The organism is Amycolatopsis sp. cmx-11-12, from assembly GCF_046269425.1.
GTDB lineage: Bacteria > Actinomycetota > Actinomycetes > Mycobacteriales > Pseudonocardiaceae > Amycolatopsis.
The window spans coordinates 1-20828 of record NZ_JADNQM010000055.1 but is presented as its reverse complement, the minus strand read 5'-3'; the positions used below and the strand labels follow the sequence as shown (position 1 = coordinate 20828).

The window sequence follows — 20828 nt, the reverse complement described above, 5'->3', positions numbered from 1 at the left end:
TTAGGATGGTCAATGTGATTGACGAAAAGGTAAGCCAGGTTGTCGAACAAGGCAAGCGAGTTCCCGACGCGCCCGGGTTCGAGCTGCCGCTCCTGCTGTTCGCGGGCTTCCGCTCGATCATCGACCGGCTGCACGCCGAGCTGGCCGAACAGGGGCACCCCGACGTCCGTCCGGCATACGGCTTCGCCATGCAGGCGATCGGCCTCGACGGCGCGACGGCGAGCGAGATCGGGCGGCGGCTCGGGGTCAGCAAGCAGGCAGCGGGAAAGACCGTCGACAAGCTGGAGCAGCTCGGTTACGTCGAGCGGGCCGACGACCCGGCCGACGCGCGGCGCAAGGTCGTGCGGCTCACCGGCCGCGGCATCGACTCGCTCGGCCGGTCCGCGGCGATCTTCGAAGGGTTACGCAAGGACTGGGCCGACGCGCTGGGCGCCGACAGGGTCCGCGCGCTCGAAGCCGACCTTCGCACGATGGCGCCCGCGGACGGCTTCCGGCTGGACGTCGCGGGCTGGTTCGGGGCCTAGACGGTTGATTCCGTGAAAATCACGTGAAGCTCGGTGAGGCGCTGTGACTGTCCATAGAGGACGCTTTGCGAGTCAAATTGTCCGATTAGATGCCGCATGTCCGTATCGCCAAGGTCGTGAAGGCCTCCTTATCTACCCTCAAGGTAGGCAAGGAGGCCTTCACGACTTTGGTTCGCGTCCTTGAGGAGGCCTCGCAGACCCGGTAACACGGGCAGTCGATGATCAATCGACCAATTCGACACCGCTAGTGTCCTTTATGGACGGCCAAGGGAAGGATTCCCGCGGGGTTGCACTTCACGCGATCTTCACGGAATCACTCATCTAGAAAGGACAACCCGGGTTCGGCGCGTCCTGTGAGAGCGGGCTTCCGTGCGGCAGCACGTAGAGCACCTCCAGCACCACGGGCGTCGTCCCGAGATTCCGTCCGATGTGGACGGTGTCACTCGGCTCGGTGAACGTGGCGCCGCGCCGGTATAGCCCGTCGAGGCCGCAGTCGGCCGAGTTGTGCGTCAGCGTGCCCGCCTTGACGTACGCGTAGAGCTTCCCGTCGTGGTAGTGCCAGCCGGTGTACCCGCCGGGCTGGATGACGACCTCGCGCAGGACGTAGTCGGTGTCCCCGACCGTCTTCTGGCTGAAGATCGTCCCGGTCACCCCTGAGCCAGGGGTCGCCTCGGCCGTCGCCGGGACGGCGAGCGCGAGGACGAGTGTGGCGAGCAGCGTGGTCACGGACCGCAGGCGCATGAGAAAACCGTACCGCGATTCAGGTCGCCCGCAGGGTCTCCAGATGCCGCCGGAGCACCGTTCGCATCAGCTCCGGCGAGGTCCGGCCCGCCGACAGGGCGAGGCCGTCCAGCAACGCGGCCAGCCGTTCGGTCTCGACGGCCAGGTCCAGGTCGTCGAGCAGGCCGCCCGCCCCGTGCGCGCCCTCAAGCACCCTTCGGACGAGTGCGCGGACACCTTCGTGCGTGCGGGCGGCTTCCTCGGCGAGGTCCGGGCGGTTCTTCGCGGCGGCCGTGAACGCCAGCCAGACGTCGGTTTCGGCCCGGGTCTGTTCGGTGAGCGGAAGCAGTTCGCCGAGCAGTGTTTCGGTGAGTTCCTGTCGTCGCGAGCGTGGTGTCGCGGGGTCGAGCAAGTCCGGGAGGTGCCCCAGCAACCTCGCCACGAGCCGGTCGCCCAGCGAGCGCATGGCGAACACGATCAACTCGTCGTGGCCGCGGAAGTAGTGCCGCACCGAACCGATCGCCAGACCGGCCTCGTCGGCAACGCTTCTGAGCGACGCCTGCGGCAGGCCGTCCCGCTGGATCACGCGGAAGACGGCTTCGGCTATCTCCAGGCGGCGGGCGCCGGGGTCGACGATCTTGGGCACGTTGCCTTTATAGCACGACCTTGCTATTTTATTTGGCACATACGTGCTACAAAGGGGGAGTTCATGAGGACCTGGTTGCTGATCGCGCTGGCGGTCGCCGTGGTGATCGCGATCGTCGTGCGAAGGCTGCGAGGGGAGCCACTGGTCGCCCGGGACGTGTTCGGAGCGCCGCTGATCCTGATCGGGATCGGGGTCTACGGCCTGACGAAGCTCGACGTCTTCACCTTCACGGACGGTCTCTGGCTCGTGCTGGGCTCCGCGGTCGGCTGTGGCCTCGGTGCGGTGCGTGCCGCCACCACGCAGCTGTTCGAGCGCGACGGCGTGCTGTGGCTGCGCTACACCGGCCGGACGTTCGGCGTCTGGGTGCTGTCACTGCTGGTGAACTTCGGGATCGGGTTCCTGGCCACCACGGCGGGAGCGCATCCCGACGCCAGGCCGGTCACGCTGTCGATCGGTGTCAGTCTGCTGGGTGAGGCGCTCGTGATCGGCATGCGCGCGAAGACGACGGGGCTGCCGTACGCCCCGTCGTCTGATTCGGTGCTTTCGCGCCGTTAGGCCAGTTTCCCGACTTCGCCCGCGAGGAGCGCGATCTCGTCTTCGGTGTTGAAGTAGTGCACCGACGACCGGACCATCGACGGCAGTCCGCGTGCGGCGAAGTCGAACTGGGCTGACGTCGCCTCCACGACGCTGACGTTGATCTTGGCCGACGCCAGGCGCTGTTTCACTTCCTGCGACGGCGTTTTCGCGACGCTGAACGTGACGATCCCGCACTTTCGCGCGCCCTGGTCGTGGACGCGGACGCCGGGGATCTCGCGGAGCACGTCGCGCAGTTTCGCCGCGAGCGCGGCGACACGGGCTTCGATGGCGGGTATGCCCCATTCGAGGGCGTAGTCGATCGCCGCGCCGAGTCCGTGCACCGCGGCGTGATCGCGTTCCCAGACCTCGAACATCTTCGCCGTCGTATCGACTTCGTAGGTCTCGGGTGCGGTCCACGCCGCGGAGTGAAGGTCGAGCATCGCGGGCTCGAGGCGCTCGCGCAGGCGAGGGTGCGCGTAGAGGAACCCGGTGCCGCGCGGCCCGCGCAGGTACTTGCGGCCGGTCACGCTGAGCGCGTCGCAGTTCAGGCGCGTGACGTCGAGGTCGATCTGGCCGGCGCTCTGGCAGGCGTCCAGCAGGAACGGGATCCCGGCCTCGCGGGCGACCGCGCCGATCTCCTCGGCGGGGTTCACCAGCCCGCCCTGCGTGGGCACATGGGAGACGGCGATCAGCTTGACGTCGCCGTCGATCCGGCGTTTCAGGTCCTCGACGTCCAGCTGGCCGGACTCGTCCTCGTCGACCACTTCGACGACGGCGCCGGTGCGCTTCGCGGTCTGCAAGAAGGAGATGACGTTGCTCGCGTATTCGGACTTCGCCGTCAGGATCCTGTCTCCCGCGGTGAACGGCAGCGCGTAGAAGATCGCCTGCCACGACCGGGTCGCGTTGTCGGTCAGCGCGATGTCGTCGGGTTCCGCGCCGACGAGCCGCGCGGCCGAGGCGTAGACGCCCTCGTGCCGCTCCAAGGTCGCCGCGGCCTGCTCGTATCCGCCGATCAGGGCTTCCTCGCGCAGGTAGTCGACGACGGTGTCGGTCACCCGCGCGGGCGGCAGCGACGATCCGGCGTTGTTGAGGTGGACCACTTCCGCACAGCCCGGTGTCTCGGCACGGGCGCGGTTTACATCGAAGTCCGTCATGCCTAACTGAATACAGTATGGCCGAAGTGCATGCAATACTGTTCGGATGACGAGGAACCTGCTTCGGCGTGACCTCACGGAGGAGATCACCGCCCGCGTGTTCGACGGCCGGATCGCCGCGGACAGCCGGATCAACGAGGTGCACCTCGCCCGCGAGCTGGGCGTCAGCCGGACACCGCTGCGCGAGGCGCTGATCGGGCTGGCCGATCGCGGCCTGCTGGTCTCGGCGCCGGGCCGTGGCTTCCTCGTGCCGCCGTTCGACCCCGAAGAGGCCCGGCGGCTTTATCCGCTCGTCGCGGAACTGGAATCGCTCGCGTTGCGCTGGAGTTCGCCGCAGGATCTCGCCGGGCTCACCGGCGGACTGGACCGGATCGCCGCCGAGATGACGGCGGAGCTCGAACGCCAGGGCGACTTGACCGCCTTGGACGATCGCTGGCACTCGCTGTTGCTCTCGCGCTGCACGAATCCGCATCTGCTGCGGCTGATCGAGCAGACCAAACCGCTCCTGAAGCGCTATGACACCTGCTATTTCGGTGGTACCGAGCGTTCGCTGGAGAGTATCGACGAGCACCGCGAGATCGCCGAGGCGATCCGCGTCTCCGACCTCACGAGGGCAGCGGAGCTGCTCGTGCGGAACTGGGTGAAAACGCTGGCATATCTGGAGAACACGGAGTGACGCGATGTTCGTGACGGCACATCTGAGCGACAACCATCTCGACGGTGGGGAACGCGGCGACGAACGCACCGCCCGGGTCATGCGGTACCTGGAGAACCTGGCGACACCGGTCGACGCGATCCTCGTGACCGGCGACATCGCCGACCACGGCACGATCGAGGAGTACCGGCGCGCGGCCGAACTGTTCAAAACCGACGTCCCGCTCTTCACCTGCCCCGGAAACCACGACGTACGCGGCCCGTTCCGCGAAGGGCTGCTCGGCCAGGCGCCGGACGACAGGCCGGTCAACGAGGCGCACACCGTCGGCGACGTCACGTTCGTCATGGCCGACTCGAGCATCCCCGGCGAACCGGACGGGCAGTTCGACGACGAGACCATGGCCTGGCTGGACGGTGTTCTCGCCGACGGCGACGGCCCCGCTTTCATCGCCTTCCACCATCCGCCGGTCGCGCTCGGCCTGCCGTTGGTCGACGCGATGCGGCAGCACGGCGAGGACAGGCTTGCCGAGGTGCTCGCCCGCCACCCGCGAGTGGTGGCCCTGCTCTGCGGGCACGTCCACGCCTCGGCGTCGACCACGTTCGCGGGCGTGCCGCTGCGGTCGGCGCCCTCGGTCGGGTCGAGCATCCTGTTCCCGTGGGAGGAGAACGGTCTCCGGCCGTGGGCGGAAGGCGGGCCGATCGACTACGACCTGCCGCCGTCGCTGCTGTTCCACGTACTGCACGACGACGGCAGGCTGACCACGCACCAGCGCGTGGTCCCGGCTTAACGAGGAGTCAGGCGAGGTGGCGTGGTGCTCGCCCACCCCAAAGCCCTCAACGGCTGTGTCGCGAAAGCCACTTTCGAGACATCTGGCGTCCCGAAAGTGGCTTTCGCGACACAGATCCTGCCCGTCAACGGCCGGATTCACCCTCAACCGCCCGAAAGCACCGGCAGCGTGATCCGGGAAGGCCGCGCGGGGTCGTGGAAGATCTCGAACCGCGCGGGTTTCCCGTCCACCGCGGTGAAAACCGGCTCGTCGGTGCCGTGGTTGCGGGCGAAGCGGGGGAACGCGCCGCCCGCGACCTGGAGCCGCAGCCGGTGCCCGCGCCGGAACCGGTACGCCGTCGGGTCGAGGTGGACCTCGGCCGCGACCACACCGTCCACATCGGACTCTGGGTTTCCTGGACGCAGCCGGAGGATGCCGTCGGTGACGTTGCGGGAGACACCGCGACCGTCCACATCGCACAGCCGGACGAAGACGTCGCCGTGGCCGAGGTCGGTCCGCACATGCACCAGCGCGGAGATCTCGCCGATGACGTCGAGGTCGCGCTTCAGCGCGTCACCGGTGAAGAGCAGCACGTCCCGGCGCTCCTCGACGTCCTTGTTGTCGCGCTGTTTCTGCACGCCCGACAGCAGCGGACCACCGACCGACGGTGTCGGATCGGCCGGGTCGTAGGTGAACGTCCCGGGTTTCGACTCGACCGGTTCGGCGGAGGAAAGCCCGCCGGGGCGCAGGAAATACGGGGTGGCGTCGGATTTCGGCGGCCAGCTTTCGAAGTCCAGCCAGCGCCCGGCGCCCTGGAGGTACAGGCGCACCGGGGCTTGGCGCAGTGGGGCGGTGTCGCCGAGGAGATGGGCGGAGAGGAAGCCGATCTGGTCGGTCAGCAGGGTCTTCAGGCTGGCGGGCTCGCCGTGTGCCCACGGGCCGATGGTGATGCGTGGTTCGCGTCCTGCGGCGGCGAGTTCCTTGAAGTCGCGCAGCTGGGCGGAGATGAACAGGTCGTACCAGCCGGTCACCATGGTCACCGGGGTCCTCAGCGCGGCGACCTCGGCACTGTGGTCCGACGGCGCCCAGAAGTCGTCGCCGGGCCCGGCGTGCTCGGAGACGTCCTGGAGGAACCGCACCTGCTTGCCGATGGCCGCGACGTCCGCGCCGGAAACCGGCAGATGCGCCATGGCCGCGCGGGTCTTCTTCGTCTGCCACGGGTTCGGCAGGCCGGCGAACCGGCCCTCCTGCCTGCCGATCAGCGCCGACCACGAGACCATGTTGTCGACCGCGAGGATGCCGCCGGGATAGAAGGTCGAAACGAACTCCGACGCGGTGACGCCGAGGCACAGCGCCTCAAGGGGCTCGTCGAGATACGGCGCGACCGCCCATTGCGTATGACCGAGGTAGCTCGCGCCCGCCATCGCGACCCGGCCGTCGCACCACGGCTGCTCGCGCAGCCAGGCGACGGTGGCGAGGCCATCTTCCTTCTCCAGGTGGAACGGCCGGAACTCGCCGCCGGAGCCGAAGGTCCCGCGAGTGCTCTGGAGGACCGTCTGCAACCCGTGCCGTGCCAACGTCTCGCCGAAGATCTTGCTGACCAGGCCCTTCCGGCCGTACGGCGTGCGGATCAGCACCACCGGCCGGGGCTCGTCACCGGGAACGGCGTAGCGGTCGGCCAGCAGCCGGACGCCGTCGGGCATCGGGACGGGGATCGCCTTGGTCACCGAGGGAGCGGGGCCTTCGGCCGGAGGGAGGCCGAGGAACCGGTCGAGGAGTCGGTCGAGCACGCCTGGGCCGCCTTTCGTGCGGATGATCACCTTCCGCTTACGACCGTACTCGCGTGGACCCGCGGCTGCCTGAAATGAAAGCGTCCTTCATTGCGAATTTCGCAATGAAGGACGCTTTCATAGCGCGGGGCAGACCGCCCGGTACCGCCCCGCTGGTCCGGTCATCGAAGCCGCGCGAGCGTCTCCGGCTTCAGCAGCTTCGCCAGTTCCTCCGCGGGAAGAAGGCCCTTCTCGACGACGAGTTCCGCCACCCCGCGCCCGGTCTCCAGCGCCTCCTTGGCGATCTCGGTCGCCGCCGCGTACCCGATGCTCGGGTTCAGCGCGGTCACCAGCCCGATCGAGTTCTCGACGTAGCCCCGCATCACGCCCGCGTTCGCGGTGATCCCGGAGACGCACCGCTCCGCCAGCACCACACAAGCCGACCGCAGATGCGTGATGCTCTCCGAAAGCGAGTGCAGGATCAGCGGCTCGAAGGCGTTGAGCTGCAACTGCCCGGCTTCGGCCGCCATCGTGACGGCGACGTCGTTGCCGATGACCTCGAACGCGACCTGGTTGACCACCTCGGGGATCACCGGGTTGATCTTGCCCGGCATGATCGACGACCCGGCCTGCACCGGCGGCAGGTTGATCTCGTTGAGCCCGGCCCGCGGACCGGACGAGAGCAGCCGCAGATCGTTGCAGCTCTTCGACAGTTTCACCGCGATCCGTTTGAGCACACCGGAAAGGTGCACGAACGCGCCGCAGTCCTGTGTCGCTTCGATGAGGTCCGCGGCCGTCTCGACGGGCAGGCCGGTGATTTCCCGCAGATGGGCGACGGCGGCTTCGGCGTACCCGGGCGCGGCGTTGAGGCCGGTGCCGATCGCGGTCGCGCCGAGGTTGATCTCGTGCAGCAGCGTCACCGCTTCGGTGAGCCGCAGCCGGTCCTCGCCGAGCATGACCGCGTAGGTGCCGAATTCCTGCCCCAGCGTCATCGGGACCGCGTCCTGCAACTGGGTCCGGCCCATCTTCAGCAGATCGTGGAACTCGACGGCCTTGGCGGCGAACGCCTGCTCCAGCACGACCATCGCCTCGGCCAGTTCGCGGACGGCGATGATCGTCGCGACGTTGACCGCGGTCGGGTAGGCGTCGTTGGTCGACTGCCCGAGGTTCACGTGCTCGTTCGGGTGCACGCGGGCGTAGTCGCCCTTCTCGTGCCCGAGCAGTTCGAGCGCGCGGTTCGCGATCACCTCGTTGGCGTTCATGTTCGTCGAGGTGCCGGCGCCGCCCTGGATGACGTCGACCACGAACTGGTCGTGCAGCGCGCCTTCCCTGATCTCGCGGCACGCCTGGCAGATGGCGTCGGCGACGTCCGGCTTCAGCAGGCCGAGGTCGGCGTTGGCGCGGGCGGCGGCCTCCTTGACCGAGGCGAGCGCCTCGATCAGATGCGGGTACGCGGAGATCGCGGTGCCGGTGATGGGGAAGTTCTCCCTGGCGCGCGCGGTGTGCACACCCCAGTAGGCGTCGGCCGGAACTTCCTTGTCTCCCAGCAGATCGTGTTCCACGCGGTGCATCGCAAGGCTCCTCAGGCTGCCAGTCGGACTTCGGCGAGCGCGCCCGTCACGCGCAGGCCGGGGATCCCGGTGAACGGCTTCAGTACTTCCGGATCGACGCCGCACAGGGCGAGCGCGGCGGCGAGCACCGGCTGCCGTGCCCGGTCACCGCCGTCGGCGATCTTGATCGCGATCGCCGTGCCGTCCGGCAGGGCGGCGACCTGGACGGCTTCGAAACCGTCCTTGGCGATCAGGCCGGGCACCGCGCGCATCAGCGCGGTGACGTCGCGGCGGGTGCCGGCGACCAGTTCCGGATGCTTCCGGATCCCTTCGGCCACAAAGCCTTCCGGGGTGCCCGGCGCCGCCGCGGCGATCTTCCCGACGGCGGTGGCGAGCCCGCGCAGCGAGACCGCGAACAGGGGAGCGCCGCAGCCGTCGACGGCGACCTTCGGGATCCGCTGTCCCGTCAGATCTTCGACGGACTCCGCGATCGCGCGCTGCAACGGATGTCCTGAGTCCAGATAGTCCTTTGTGGACCATTCGTGCAGGCGGCAGGTCGCGAGCATCGCGGCGTGCTTGCCGGAACAGTTGTGCGCCAGCCTCGAAGCCGTCCGCCCCGAGGCGATCCAAGTGTCACGCTCGACAGGGTCGAACGGCAGGTCTTCGGGCGTCCGCAGGTCCCCGGCGGAAAGCCCGGCGCCGTCCAGCATCCGGAGGACCTCCGCCAGGTGGAACTCCTCACCCGAGTGACTGGCCGCGCCGACGGCGAACCCGGCCGGGCTCAATTCGACGCCGAGCCGTGCCATCGCGGTGGCCTGCAAGGGTTTCGCCGCCGAACGCGGGTAGAACGCCGCCTCGACGTCGCCCGCGGAGAACAGCACGCGGCCGTCCGGCGCGAGGACGACGGCCGAACCGTGGTGCACCCCCTCGACCATTCCGTCGCGGAGGAGGTGCACCAGCGGTTCGTGCGCGGGGACGCGGATTTCGGGGATCACAGCTTCGTCTTTTCGAAGACGTCCATGTTGATCCGCTTGCGGACCCCGAACCAGCCCGCCACCAGCGCCAGTCCGATGACCGGCAGGCAGTACAGGGTGATCCGGCCGGTCTCGTCGAAGCCCATCAGCACGACGACGGCGGCGAGGAAGATCAGCGTCGCGATCTCGGTGTAGGGCGAGAAGGGGAGGCGGTACGACGGGCGCTCGACCTCGCCGAGCTTGGCCTTGCGCACGAACAGCAGATGCGAAAGCACGATGATCGCCCAGGTGCCGAGGATGCCGACGGCCGCGAAATTCAGGACGATCTCGAAGGCCTGGCTCGGCACGACGGCGTTCAGGCCGACGCCGACCACACAGACCGCGGAGGTGAGCAGGATCCCGCCGTAGGGCACGTGGTTCTTGTTCATCACGCCGGTGAACTTCGGCGCGGACCCGGCCAGCGACATCGACCGCAGAATGCGGCCGGTCGAGTACAGGCCCGAGTTCAGGCTGGACAGCGCCGCCGTCAGCACTACCAGGTTCATCACGTTGCCCGCCTGCGGCACCCCGACGTGCGAGAGCACGGTGACGAACGGGCTCTCGTTCTTCGAGTACGAACTCCACGGCATCAGCATCGCCAGCAGCACCACCGAGCCGACGTAGAAGATCCCGATCCGCCACATGATCGAGTTGATCGCCTTCGGCATGATCTTGCGCGGGTTCTCGGTCTCACCGGCGGCGACGCCGACCAGTTCCACCGAGGCGTAGGCGAACACGACGCCCTGGACGATCAACACCATCGGCAGCACGCCGGCGGGGAAGAAGCCGCCGTTGTCGGCGATCAGCGAGAAGCCGGGTACCTGGCCGTCGATGGGTTGCTGCGTGACCAGCAGGAAGATCCCGATCCCCATGAAGGCGACCAGCGCGGCGACCTTGATGATGGCGAACCAGAACTCCATCTCGCCGAACAGCTTCACCGAAACCATGTTCAGCGCCAGCACCACCGCGAGTGCGATGAGCGCCAGCACCCACTGCGGGATCGGTGTGAAGAAGGACCAGAAATGCGCGTACAGCGCGATCGCGGTGATATCCGCGATACCGGTCGTCGACCAGTTCAGGAAGTGCATCCAGCCCGCGACGTAAGCGCCCTTTTCGCCCATGAATTCCCGGGCGTAGGAAACGAAGGCGCCGGAGGAGGGGCGGTACAGGATGAGTTCGCCGAGCGAACGCACCACGAAGAACGCGAAAAGGCCGCAGACCGCGTACACGATCGCCAGCGCCGGGCCCGCCTGCGTGAGTCGTCCGCCCGCGCCGAGGAACAGGCCGGTGCCGATGGCGCCGCCGATCGCGATCATGTTGACGTGGCGGGGCTTCAGGGCCTTGTCGTAGCCGGCGTCACCGGCGTCGGCCGGCACCGGCACGGACTTGTCGTCCGCGCTGAGGGTCTGTTCGGTCACGGTGTCAGTCGTCCTTGTTCTGGTGCGTCGGGTGGCTCGGCCGCACGATGGTGATGAGCGCGTCCTCGACGTGTTCGAGATGGGAGGTCATCGCCGCGACGGCGTCCGCTTCGGAACCGGCGGCGATGGCGGTGACGATCTCACGGTGCTCGGTGTTCGAGCGGGTCCGACGTCCACCCAATTGGTTGAGAAACGCCGACTGGCGCGCCAGCGCGTCCCGGATCTCCTCGATGACCTTGCCGAACACCGGGTTGCCCGAGGACTGGGCGATGGTGATGTGGAACAGCGAGTCCAGCGCCACCCACGCGGTGTTGTCGGTTTCGATGTCCATCCGCTCGACGAGGTGGCCGAGCAGATCCAGGTCGTCGGTGCTGCGGCGCAGGGCCGCATACCCGGCGACGGGGATCTCGACGTGGCGCCGCACCTCGAACAGGTCGCGGGCCGAGTAGGTCCCGAAGGTGGGATTCTCGACCGGCCCGGTGGCGGTCACGAAGGTCCCCTTGCCCGTTTTGGACACGGTGAGCCCGAGTGCCTGTAGCCCCCGCAAAGCTTCGCGGACGACCGATCGGCTGACCTCGAACTCTTTGCCGAGCGCGGATTCCGACGGCAATTTCTGGCCGACGGGGTACTCACCACGCTCGATGGCGCCGCGAAGGTGGGCCAGCACGGCCTCCATCGCGCTGATACGCCGTGGACCACCGTGTCCGGCTGTCTGGCTGTCAGACAGGTTCATGAGACGAGATCGTGCGGTCGGCCCCTCGCTTTGTCAAGCGATCAGCCGAGGGCTCCGATCCAGGCTGCGAGGTCGGCGTCGATGGGGTAACCAGCCGAGAATGGGAAGCCGTGCTGGGTGCCTTCGTACGTACGGAGTTCCGTTGTGACACTGGCTTTCCGCGCGGAGGTGGCCAGTGTCACAACGTCGTCGAGCAGTACTTCGGCGGTCGTGAATGGGGAGGCTGGCGGCGCGGCCCGCAACGGCGGGCGCTCCCAGCCACTGTTCCCAATGCCTCATTTGAGACGCTCAGCGTCCCTAATGAGGCATTGGGAACATGCCAGGCCCGCAAAGTCACATAATTGCTGGTCGGCGCGGTTCTTGGTATCCGGGCTTGGCAGCGTCGACCCGCTTGAGCGCCACCACCGGGAACGGACGGCTGGTCTTCGACTGGTGCTCGGCCAGCCGCGGGAACGCCTTCGCCTGCTTCGCGAACAGACGGTCCCGTGCCGCTCCGGTGATCTCGACAGCGTGAGCGGTGAAGGCCTCTCCGTCCGCTTCGACGTCGACGGACGGCTCCGAGACCAGGTTGCGGTACCAGTCCGGATGTCCGGGTGCGCCCCCGTTGGCGGCGAACACGATGTAGCGGTCGTCGTCGGCCAGGAACAGCATCGGCGTCACGTGCCGTCGTCCGGTGCGGGCGCCGGTGGTGGTGAGCAGCAACGTCGGGAGGCCGTCGCCTCGGCGGCCGTTCGCGCGGAACTCCGCGATCACGCGTTCGTTCATGGCCTGTAGGTCGATCATCAACTCTCCGGGCGGCTCGGTGATCTTGGCGGCTGGCCAGTCTGCACATCCGCGCCCAGGTCGGCAAGCGTTTTTGGATCATGGCCGCTCACGACGCCGCGAAAACTGTCGGTGCCGCTGGAGACACTGGACGAGTGAGCCCCATCAGCCGAGGGCGCAAGCCCAAAAAGCCGAAGGAACAGCGCTCCCGCTCGCCGCGTCCTCTCGACGTGACCAGGGTGGAGCGCTGGCCGAAGCTGCTCCACGGGCCTGTCGAGCTGGCGGACTGCGTCGCGCGAGGCGAACCCGATCGGGACAGGGTCACCCTCGCCGCCACACTGACCGCGGGCAAGCGCTCGGTGGGCGTCGAAGTGGTGGTCGACGGCGACAGCGTCCACAGGATCGAACTCCGCGTGGAGCCGTCGGACGCCTTGACGTCGCGCCGCCGCTCCGAGGTCAAGGCCTCGCTGACACCCGAGGAGTTCCGGAGCCAGGTCGAGGCGGCGCTGGTCGTCATGGCCGATTTCGACGCCTGGCTTTTCGAGAGGGTCCCGGATTTCTTCGAGCGCTGGAAGTCGGACCTGCCCGCACGGTCCGACCAGCTGCGCCGATGGCTCGGCCTCCCCGAGTACGAACCGGTACCCCGATCGGGGGCCGATCCTCTTCCGCTCGTCCTGCCTCCACCCGGACCGGTCACCGGACTGCGGCTCGCGGTCGCCGTGACCGGACCGGACAGCGCGATCTGGCGACGGCTCGAAGTCCGCTCGGATGTCACGCTCGCCGGAGCGCACCGGGTCCTGGCGGCGGCGTTCGACCGGGACGAACGGCAGAACCACCGGTTCGAGACCGCGTACGGCGTCTTCAGCTCCGACCACGACGGCTGGGACGGCGACCGCCCGGACGACGAGGTCTTGCTCGGCCAGGTGGTCACGGCACCAGGCCATCGGATCGTCTACGAGGTGGACGACTGGAAGCACTGGGTCCGCGTCGAGCGGCTGGTCGCCCTTCCCGAAGCGCCGAGATGTCTCGACGGCGAACGCGCCGCGCCTCCAGCGGGATGCGAGAGCGAGCGGAGCTACGAGATGTTGCTGGAGGCGCTGAGAGATCCGGACGACGAAGAGAACGAGGGCTTGCTCGAAGAACTCGGCGGCCACGGATTCGATCCGGAGTGGTTCGACAGGGAGGGGGTCAACGCCCGGCTGGGCTGATCTTCGCTGCCCCGTTCGGGTGGCGGCGGCTACGGCGAGGCTGCTGGATTTGATCTTGTCCGAAGAGAAGACTCGGCAGCGCTCGTCAGGGCCCGGCCCGGCCGGGCGCCGGAAATCCCGGACGCATAAGGTGGCAGGACCGGCCCGCGTCACGCAGCCAGGGACCCGTCTGCCTAGGGGAGGTTTTCGCTGGTGTCGAACGATTCCTTCGTCCACCTGCATGTGCACACCGAGTACTCGATGCTCGACGGTGCGGCGAAGATCGCCCCCTTGTTCAAGGAGGTGGCGCGGCTCGGCATGCCCGCGGTCGGCATGACCGACCACGGCAACATGTACGGCGCGGACGAGTTCTACCAGCAGGCGGTCAAGCACGACCTCAAGCCGATCATCGGCATCGAGGCCTACATCGCGCCGGAGAGCCGGTTCCACAAGAAGCCGGTGTTCTGGGGCCAGGCCAACCAGCGTGGCTCCGACGAGTTCGGTGAAGGCGGCGACGTCTCCGGTAGCGGTTCCTACACGCACATGACGATGCTCGCCGAGAACTCCACCGGGCTGCGGAACCTGTTCAAGCTCTCCTCGCTGGCGAGCATGCAGGGCTACTACCGCAAGCCCCGGATGGACCGCGAGCTGATCTCGGAGAACCACCAAGGCATCATCGCGACCACCGGCTGCCCCTCGGGCGAGGTGCAGACGCGACTTCGGCTGGGGCAGCGGACCGAGGCGATCCAGGCCGCGTCGGACTACAAGGACATCTTCGGCGCCGACAACTTCTTCCTCGAACTGATGGACCACGGGCTTCCGATCGAGCGGTCGGTCCGTGAAGGCCTGCTCGAGGTCGGCAAGCTGCTCGACCTCAAGCCGCTGGCCACCAACGACTCGCACTACGTCACCAAGGACCAGGCCGACACCCACTCCGCGTTGCTGTGCGTGCAGGCCGGCAAGACGCTGAACGACCCGAACCGGTTCAAGTTCGACGGTGACGGCTACTACCTGAAGTCGGCCGCCGACATGCGGGAGTACTGGGACAAGGAAGTTCCCGGCGCCGCCGACTCGACGCTGCTGATCGCCGAGCGCGTCGAGTCCTACAAAGACGTCTACACGCACAAGGACCGGCTGCCGTTCTTTGAGGTCCCCGAAGGCTACGACCAGGGCACCTGGCTGAAGGAAGAGGTCGCACGCGGCCTCAAGTGGCGGTACCCGGACGGCGTCCCGGACGAGTACTACAACGAGCGCATCGAGATCGAACTCGACGTCATCATCGGGAAGGGCTTCCCCGCCTACTTCCTCATCGTCGCCGACCTCATCAACTACGCCCGCAAGGTCGGCATCCGCGTCGGCCCCGGCCGTGGTTCGGCCGCCGGTTCGCTGGTCGCGTACGTGCTCGGTATCACCAACCTGGACCCGATCCCGCAGAAGCTGCTGTTCGAGCGGTTCCTGAACCCCGAGCGCGTGTCCATGCCCGATATCGACATCGACTTCGACGACCGCCGTCGCGGCGAGATGATCCGTTACGCCACCGACAAATACGGCGTCGACAAGGTCGCGCAGGTCATCACCTTCGGCACCATTAAGACCAAGGCGGCCATCAAGGACTCCGCCCGCGTCCACTTCGGTCAGCCCGGCTACGCGATCGCGGACCGGATCTCGAAGGCGCTGCCGCCGCCGATCATGGCGAAGGACATCCCGCTCTCAGGCATCGTCGACTCCAAGCACGAGCGCTACGGCGAGGCCGCCGAGGTCCGCGCGCTCGTCGAGACCGACGAAGAGTGCAAGACGATCTTCGAGACCGCCCGCGGCCTCGAAGGACTGATCCGCAACGCCGGCGTCCACGCCTGCGCGGTCATCATGTCCTGCGACCCGCTGACCGACGCCATCCCGCTGTGGCAGCGTGACGACGGCTCGATCATCACCGGCTGGGACTACCCGTCGTGCGAGAACATCGGCCTGCTCAAGATGGACTTCCTGGGCCTGCGGAACCTCACCGTCATCGGTGACGCGATCGACAACATCAAGACCAACCGCGGGGTCGACATCGACCTCGACACCCTCGGCGTCGAAGACCCGGAGACGTACAAGCTGCTCGCCAGGGGAGACACGCTCGGCGTGTTCCAGCTGGACGGCGGGCCCATGCGTGACCTGCTGCGCCGGATGCAGCCGACGGTCTTCGACGACATCGTGGCGGTGGGCGCGCTGTACCGCCCCGGCCCGATGGGCATGAACGCGCACAACGACTACGCCGACCGGAAGAACAATCGGCAGAAGGTCAAGCCGATCCACCCGCAGCTCGAGGAGCCCCTGAAGGAGATCCTGGCCGACACCTACGGCCTGATCGTCTATCAGGAGCAGATCATGCACATCGGCCAGAAGGTGGCCGGATACACGATGGGCCGCGCGGACGTGCTCCGCCGGGCCATGGGTAAGAAGAAGAAGGAAGTCCTCGATCTCGAGTACGAGGGCTTCGAGGCCGGGATGAAGGCCAGCCCGCTGATCGAAGGCGGGTTCTCGCCGGATGCGGTGAAGGCACTGTGGGACACGATCCTCCCGTTCGCCGGCTACGCGTTCAACAAGAGCCACGCGGCCGCGTACGGTCTGATCTCCTACTGGACCGCGTACCTCAAGGCGAACTTCACGCCGGAGTACATGGCCGCGCTGCTCACCTCGGTCGGTGACAACAAGGACAAGTCCGCGGTCTACCTGTCCGAGTGCCGTCGCCTCGGTATCAAGGTGCTCCCGCCGGACGTCAACGAGTCGGCGTTGAGGTTCGCGGCCGTCGGGGGCGACATCCGCTTCGGTATGGGTGCCGTCCGCAACGTCGGCGCGAACGTCGTCGAGTCGATCATCAAGACCCGCGAGGAGAAGGGGAAGTACTCCTCCTTCACCGACTTCCTCGACAAGTCCGAACTGGTGGCCTGCAACAAGCGGGTCATCGAATCGCTGATCAAGGCCGGCGGCTTCGACTCGCTCGGCAACACGCGGCTCTCGATGATCCAGGTGCACGAGGACGCGGTCGAGGCCGTGGTCCCGCTCAAGCGCCAGGAGGCGATGGGCCAGTTCGACCTCTTCGGATTCGGTGGGGACGACGACGCGGAGGATGCCGTGTCCTCTTCGCCGCTCGCGCACCTGAAGTTCGGCGAGGAGGAGTACCCGCGCAAGCAACTCCTTGCCTACGAACGGGAGATGCTCGGCTTGTACGTCTCCGCGCACCCGCTGGACGGCGCCGAGCGCATCCTGCGCAAACACGCGCCGAGGCCGATCGCCGCGATCATCGCCGACCCGCCCAAGGAAGGCGAGCTGATCATCTCCGGGCTGATCACCTCGCTGGAGCGCCGGGTCAACAAGAAGGGCGAGCCCTGGGCGATCTGCACCGTCGAGGACATGGACGCGTCGCTGGAGGTCCTGTACTTCCCGAAGTCGTACGCGATGTTCTCCGCCGACCTCATCGAGGACAACGCGGTCCTGGTCAAGGGCCGGGTGAACTGGCGCGAGGACAAGATGTCCATCTTCGGTGGTGGACTTGTTCCGCTCGACCTGTCCGAGATCGGGAACGGCGACGAAGACCTGCCGCTCGTCCTGCTGGCCGCGGCGGAGAAGATCGACCAGTCGGTGGTCAGCGAACTGAAGCAGACCCTGCTGGCGCACAAGGGCGAAACCCCGGTGCACCTCAAGCTGGTCGGCAAGAACCAGACGGTCTTCGCGCTCTACGACTATCCGGTCAAGGTGACGTCGATGCTGATCGGTGAGCTCAAGGGCATCCCCGGGATCGCCGCCAGCACCTGATGAACACCTACGAACCCGATCCACGGCGCTGGAAGGCGCTCGCCGTCTCCCTCGCCGCCGGGTTCATGGGCCTGCTCGACGTCAGCATCGTCAACACGGCGCTGCCCTCGATCCAGCAGGATCTCGGCGCGTCGAGCGGCGGGATCCAGTGGGTCGTCTCGGGATACGCGCTGGCCTTCGGGCTGGTGCTGGTGACCGGCGGCAGACTCGGCGACGCGCTCGGCCGCCGCCGCATGTTCCTGTTCGCACTCGCCGCGTTCGTGCTGACCAGCGCGTTCGCCGGCGCGGCACCGAACGAGACGACGCTGATCGTCGCTCGGCTCCTGCAAGGCATCGCGTCGGGCATGATGACGCCGCAGAACAGCGGGATGATCCAGGATCTGTTCCGCGGCGCGGAGCGAGGCCGCGCGTTCGGCATGTTCGGTGCCACTGTCGGGATCTCGACGGCTGTCGGGCCGGTGCTCGGCGGCGTGATCCTCGCCGTCTTCGGCGACCCGGAAGGCTGGCGCTGGGTCTTCTACGTGAACGTGCCCATCGGGATCCTGGCGTTCGTCCTTGCCTTGAGATGGCTCCCGAAAGCGGAGAACCCGGCGAGAAGCCTGCGGGGTGAGATCGACTTCGTCGGCATCATGCTGCTGGGTGTCGCCGTGCTCGGGGTGCTGCTCCCGTTGATCGAATCCGAACAGGGCGGGCTCAGCAGCCTGTGGTGGCTGTTCGTCGTCGCGGTGGTCTTCGGGTTCGGGTTCGTGCGCTGGGAGCGGTCGATGGTGCGGCGCGGCCGTCCGCCGCTGCTGGACACGCGGCTGTTCACCGGCACTCCTGGCTACGCGACGGGCGTCGCCGTCGGCGCGCTGTACTTCAGCGGATTCACCGGCATGTGGCTGGTCTTCGCCATCTTCTTCCAACAGGGCCTCGGCTACACGCCGCTGCAATCCGGGCTCGCCGTCACCTCCTTCGCCCTCGGCTCGGCCGTGTCGGCGGCGATCGCGGGACGGCTGGTGCCGAAGTGGGGCCGCAAGCTCACCGTCACCGGGCTGGTCATGGTGATCGCCGGGATGTTCACGGTCGCCTTCCTCGCCGGCCGGGATCCCGGTGCCGCCGCGGGCTGGTGGTTCGCGCTGCCGTTGCTCGTCGCCGGTGTCGGTGGCGGCATGGTCATCTCACCCAACACCACGCTGACCTTGGAATGCGTGCCGACGTCGATGGCGGGCGTCGCCGGGGGAGCGTTGCAGACCGGGCAGCGGATCGGCACCGCGATCGGCACGGTCGTCCTGGCCTCGGTCTTCCACGCGGTACTGGGCGCGAACGGTGGCTATCCGTCGGCGTTGACCGCGGCGATGCTGTGCGCCGCCGGATTGACGTGCTCGGCGCTCTTACTCGCCGTGATCGAGCTTCGGGCGCGCCGGAACCGGCGTTTGCTCACTGAGCGGGACGAAGCCGAGAGGGCTGCCGCCGACAGTCAGCGAGGCTGAGTCGTCAGCGCGTGCCGGTGACTACGGTCGGCTAGACCGGATGCTCCATCCGAGTGACGGAGGCTGTCATCCTCTGGTGCTACTCAGAGCAACCAGGTAGACCTTACGGAGCCTTCACTGCTGTGGCATGGCTACTGACAGTGGTATTTCTGTCGATCGATCGGGGATGGATCGATCGGTGGGAGCGATCGTGGTGAGTCCGGAGTTTTCAGGAATGGGCACCCGCGGTCACGAGCCGGTGGACGGCCGTCGGCGTCCGCGGGGGACCGTTCGGCGGCACCCGGCTCACCACCACTGACAGCCACGTCTCGGTGAAGCAATCGCGCGGGTGGGTCTGTGCGGGGTCGCCTGGGGAGGTGCACCCGGCCCGGGCCCACCCGCCGCGCGTTCTCCGACGTGTGTGAACCGCCTCCGACTGCGAAGATCTTCGCAGTTCGAGAATGCGAGGAGCACCGATGGCGGAGAGTTCGGTTCGGCGGAGTCGGCTGAGGGTCTGGTACCGGCCGATGACGATGCGGGATTCCGGTGAAGGGCACCGGGTCGCGACCCCGTTGGAGCTGCTGTTCGACCTGTGTTTCGTGGTCGCCGTCGCGCAGGCCGCGGCCGGTCTGCACCACGCGATCGCCGAAAACCACATCGGGCACGGGGTACTCAGCTTCGCGATGGTGTTCTTCGCGATCTGGTGGGGCTGGCTGAACTTCAGCTGGTTCGCGTCGTCGTTCGACACCGACGACGTCCTGTACCGGCTGGTCACGCTGGTGCAGATCGCCGGCGGGCTGACCGTGGCGGCCGGCGTCTCGTCGGCCTTCGAAGGCGACTTCACGATCATGGTGATCGGCTACGTCCTGATGCGGCTCGCGATGGTCACGCAGTGGCTGCGGGTCGCGCGGACCGATCCGCGGTGCCGTCCGGCCGCGTTGCGGTACGCCGTCGGCATCACCATCGTCCAGATCTTGTGGATCGCCCGCCTCGGCCTGCCGGATTCGCTGGCCCTGCCGTCGTTCTTCCTGTTCCTGCTGGCCGAACTCGCGGTACCGGTGATCGCCGAACGCCGTCGCTGGACAGGCTGGCATCCGCACCACATCGCCGAGCGCTACGGCCTGTTCACGATCATCGTGCTGGGTGAATCCGTCCTCGGCGCGACCACGGCGGTCAAGGAAGGGCTGGACGAGGGGGAGCACACCGGCAGCCTGATCTCCCTCGCCGCCGCGGGGCTCGTGCTGGTCTTCTCCCTGTGGTGGCTGTACTTCGACCAGCCGGGGCATGCCCGCCTCGAGAAGGCGAAGAACCTGTTCACCGTCGCGAGCTGGGGCTACGGGCACTACCTGATCTTCGCCTCGGCGGCCGCGCTCGGCGCCGGGATCGAAGTCGCGGTCGACTACGACACCCACACCGGGCACGTCGCGTCGCTGCCCGCCGCCATGGCGACGACCGTGCCCGTCGCGATCTACCTGTTGAGCGTCTGGCTCCTGCACATCGGGCCCACCAACGAATGCCGTCCGATCGCGATCGGCTTCCCGGTGACCGCGGTGCTCGTCCTCGCCGCGTCGTTCACGCCCGCGCCCATCCATGTCGCCGCTTTGCTCGCCGCCGCCCTCGTCGTGCTGACGGTCGTTGCCACGCATGGGGAGCCGGTTCCGGGCGATGTGGCGGCCGTCGAGTAGATCGACGCAGGTCAGGGCGTCGGCGCGAAAAAAGGGACCCCCCTGTAAACGCCGGTTTCGGGCCGTGTAATGTTCTCTTCGTCGCCAGGGAAACCGAGCGGCCGCCGGGAACACGAACCAAGCTCCCACCGGATGGTGGTAGAGTGGGTGGTCCCGAATCGGAGAGGTAACCAGACCCCGCTGAGACGGCAGTTTCAAGCAGGTGTAGGGTGAGCTCCGAACAAAAGCCAAGAAATAACTGCTTCGGATAAGGCCGCGATCAGTAGAGATACTGTGCTCGGTGCGATTCGGGGTGTGTTGCTTGAGAACTCAACAGTGTGCTAGTGAACTAAGCCAGTAGAGCTTATGTATTAAGAACCTCGTTTGAGGTTCCTTTGAGTGCATTAAATTTGCCTCGATCAAATTTGACATTGTTGGAGAG

The 20828-nt window shown here is 67.3% G+C and carries 17 protein-coding genes; 8 read left to right on the top strand and 9 right to left on the bottom strand.

Translation table 11 applies throughout. The features are described 5' to 3' along the window. Positions 1-5: 5 nt before the first annotated feature. Entirely contained in the window at positions 6-524 is a 519-nt protein-coding gene (locus ACLARN_RS41120; RefSeq protein WP_409496901.1) for a MarR family winged helix-turn-helix transcriptional regulator, read from the top strand. 321 nt (positions 525-845) lie between these two features. Here ACLARN_RS41120 and ACLARN_RS41115 read toward each other — a convergent pair whose 3' ends face one another. Together ACLARN_RS41115 and ACLARN_RS41110 are read right to left on the bottom strand one after the other, a co-directional pair. Next, positions 846-1265 carry a cupin domain-containing protein gene (locus ACLARN_RS41115; protein ID WP_409496900.1) on the bottom strand — a complete coding sequence of 140 codons (420 nt, stop codon included), beginning with the start codon at positions 1263-1265 and terminating at the stop codon, positions 846-848. A gap of 19 nt (positions 1266-1284) precedes the next feature. After that, positions 1285-1890 carry a TetR family transcriptional regulator C-terminal domain-containing protein gene (locus tag ACLARN_RS41110; RefSeq protein ID WP_409496899.1) on the bottom strand — a complete coding sequence of 202 codons (606 nt, stop codon included), beginning with the start codon at positions 1888-1890 and terminating at the stop codon, positions 1285-1287. Between the two features lie 63 nt (positions 1891-1953). On the opposite strand from ACLARN_RS41110, the gene ACLARN_RS41105 reads away from it, so the two are divergent. Further along, positions 1954-2445, top strand: coding sequence for a DUF1453 domain-containing protein (locus ACLARN_RS41105; protein ID WP_409496898.1), 492 nt, complete (start codon positions 1954-1956; stop codon positions 2443-2445). Here the strand turns inward: ACLARN_RS41105 and ACLARN_RS41100 are convergent. Then, a complete protein-coding gene (locus tag ACLARN_RS41100) occupies positions 2442-3620 on the bottom strand; it encodes an aminotransferase class V-fold PLP-dependent enzyme (protein ID WP_409496897.1) in 1179 nt (392 codons plus the stop codon). The two genes, ACLARN_RS41105 and ACLARN_RS41100, sit on opposite strands and share 4 nt — an antisense overlap. 46 nt (positions 3621-3666) lie before the next feature. Between ACLARN_RS41100 and ACLARN_RS41095 the strand changes: the two genes are divergently transcribed. Both ACLARN_RS41095 and ACLARN_RS41090 read left to right on the top strand, forming a co-directional pair. Further along, positions 3667-4296 (top strand): GntR family transcriptional regulator, encoded by a 630-nt coding sequence (locus ACLARN_RS41095; protein WP_409496896.1) that lies wholly within the window; start codon positions 3667-3669, stop codon positions 4294-4296. A 4-nt stretch (positions 4297-4300) separates the two neighbouring features. Then, positions 4301-5062: a metallophosphoesterase gene (locus ACLARN_RS41090; RefSeq protein ID WP_409496895.1), complete on the top strand. Its 762-nt coding sequence runs from the start codon at positions 4301-4303 to the stop codon at positions 5060-5062. A gap of 143 nt (positions 5063-5205) precedes the next feature. On the opposite strand, the gene ACLARN_RS41085 is transcribed toward ACLARN_RS41090, so the two are convergent. From ACLARN_RS41085 to ACLARN_RS41060, 6 genes are all read right to left on the bottom strand, one after another. Further along, on the bottom strand, positions 5206-6831 hold the full coding sequence (locus ACLARN_RS41085) for a CocE/NonD family hydrolase (protein WP_409496894.1): 1626 nt from the start codon (positions 6829-6831) through the stop codon (positions 5206-5208). Between the two features lie 161 nt (positions 6832-6992). After that, positions 6993-8381: an aspartate ammonia-lyase gene (gene aspA, locus ACLARN_RS41080; protein WP_409496893.1), complete on the bottom strand. Its 1389-nt coding sequence runs from the start codon at positions 8379-8381 to the stop codon at positions 6993-6995. An 11-nt stretch (positions 8382-8392) separates the two neighbouring features. Further along, the gene (locus ACLARN_RS41075; protein ID WP_409496892.1) at positions 8393-9355 is read right to left on the bottom strand and encodes an asparaginase; all 963 of its coding nucleotides are present in this window, start codon (positions 9353-9355) and stop codon (positions 8393-8395) included. Next, positions 9352-10791 carry an amino acid permease gene (locus ACLARN_RS41070; protein WP_409496891.1) on the bottom strand — a complete coding sequence of 480 codons (1440 nt, stop codon included), beginning with the start codon at positions 10789-10791 and terminating at the stop codon, positions 9352-9354. The genes ACLARN_RS41075 and ACLARN_RS41070 overlap by 4 nt, the downstream gene beginning before the upstream one ends. A gap of 4 nt (positions 10792-10795) precedes the next feature. Beyond that, positions 10796-11467 (bottom strand): FadR/GntR family transcriptional regulator, encoded by a 672-nt coding sequence (locus ACLARN_RS41065; RefSeq protein WP_409496915.1) that lies wholly within the window; start codon positions 11465-11467, stop codon positions 10796-10798. 390 nt (positions 11468-11857) lie between these two features. After that, positions 11858-12307 (bottom strand): nitroreductase/quinone reductase family protein, encoded by a 450-nt coding sequence (locus tag ACLARN_RS41060; protein WP_409496890.1) that lies wholly within the window; start codon positions 12305-12307, stop codon positions 11858-11860. A 134-nt stretch (positions 12308-12441) separates the two neighbouring features. Between ACLARN_RS41060 and ACLARN_RS41055 the strand changes: the two genes are divergently transcribed. The 4 genes from ACLARN_RS41055 (at position 12442) to ACLARN_RS41040 (ending at position 20407) form a co-directional block, all read left to right on the top strand. Continuing rightward, positions 12442-13494 carry a plasmid pRiA4b ORF-3 family protein gene (locus ACLARN_RS41055; protein ID WP_409496889.1) on the top strand — a complete coding sequence of 351 codons (1053 nt, stop codon included), beginning with the start codon at positions 12442-12444 and terminating at the stop codon, positions 13492-13494. A gap of 192 nt (positions 13495-13686) precedes the next feature. Next, complete coding sequence (gene dnaE, locus ACLARN_RS41050) at positions 13687-17271, top strand: DNA polymerase III subunit alpha (protein WP_409496888.1); 3585 nt, start codon at positions 13687-13689, stop codon at positions 17269-17271. Continuing rightward, on the top strand, positions 17271-18743 hold the full coding sequence (locus ACLARN_RS41045; RefSeq protein ID WP_409496887.1) for an MFS transporter: 1473 nt from the start codon (positions 17271-17273) through the stop codon (positions 18741-18743). The genes dnaE and ACLARN_RS41045 overlap by 1 nt, the downstream gene beginning before the upstream one ends. Before the next feature lie 455 nt (positions 18744-19198). Further along, positions 19199-20407: a low temperature requirement protein A gene (locus ACLARN_RS41040; protein ID WP_409496886.1), complete on the top strand. Its 1209-nt coding sequence runs from the start codon at positions 19199-19201 to the stop codon at positions 20405-20407. The last annotated feature ends 421 nt before the right edge of the window (positions 20408-20828 follow it).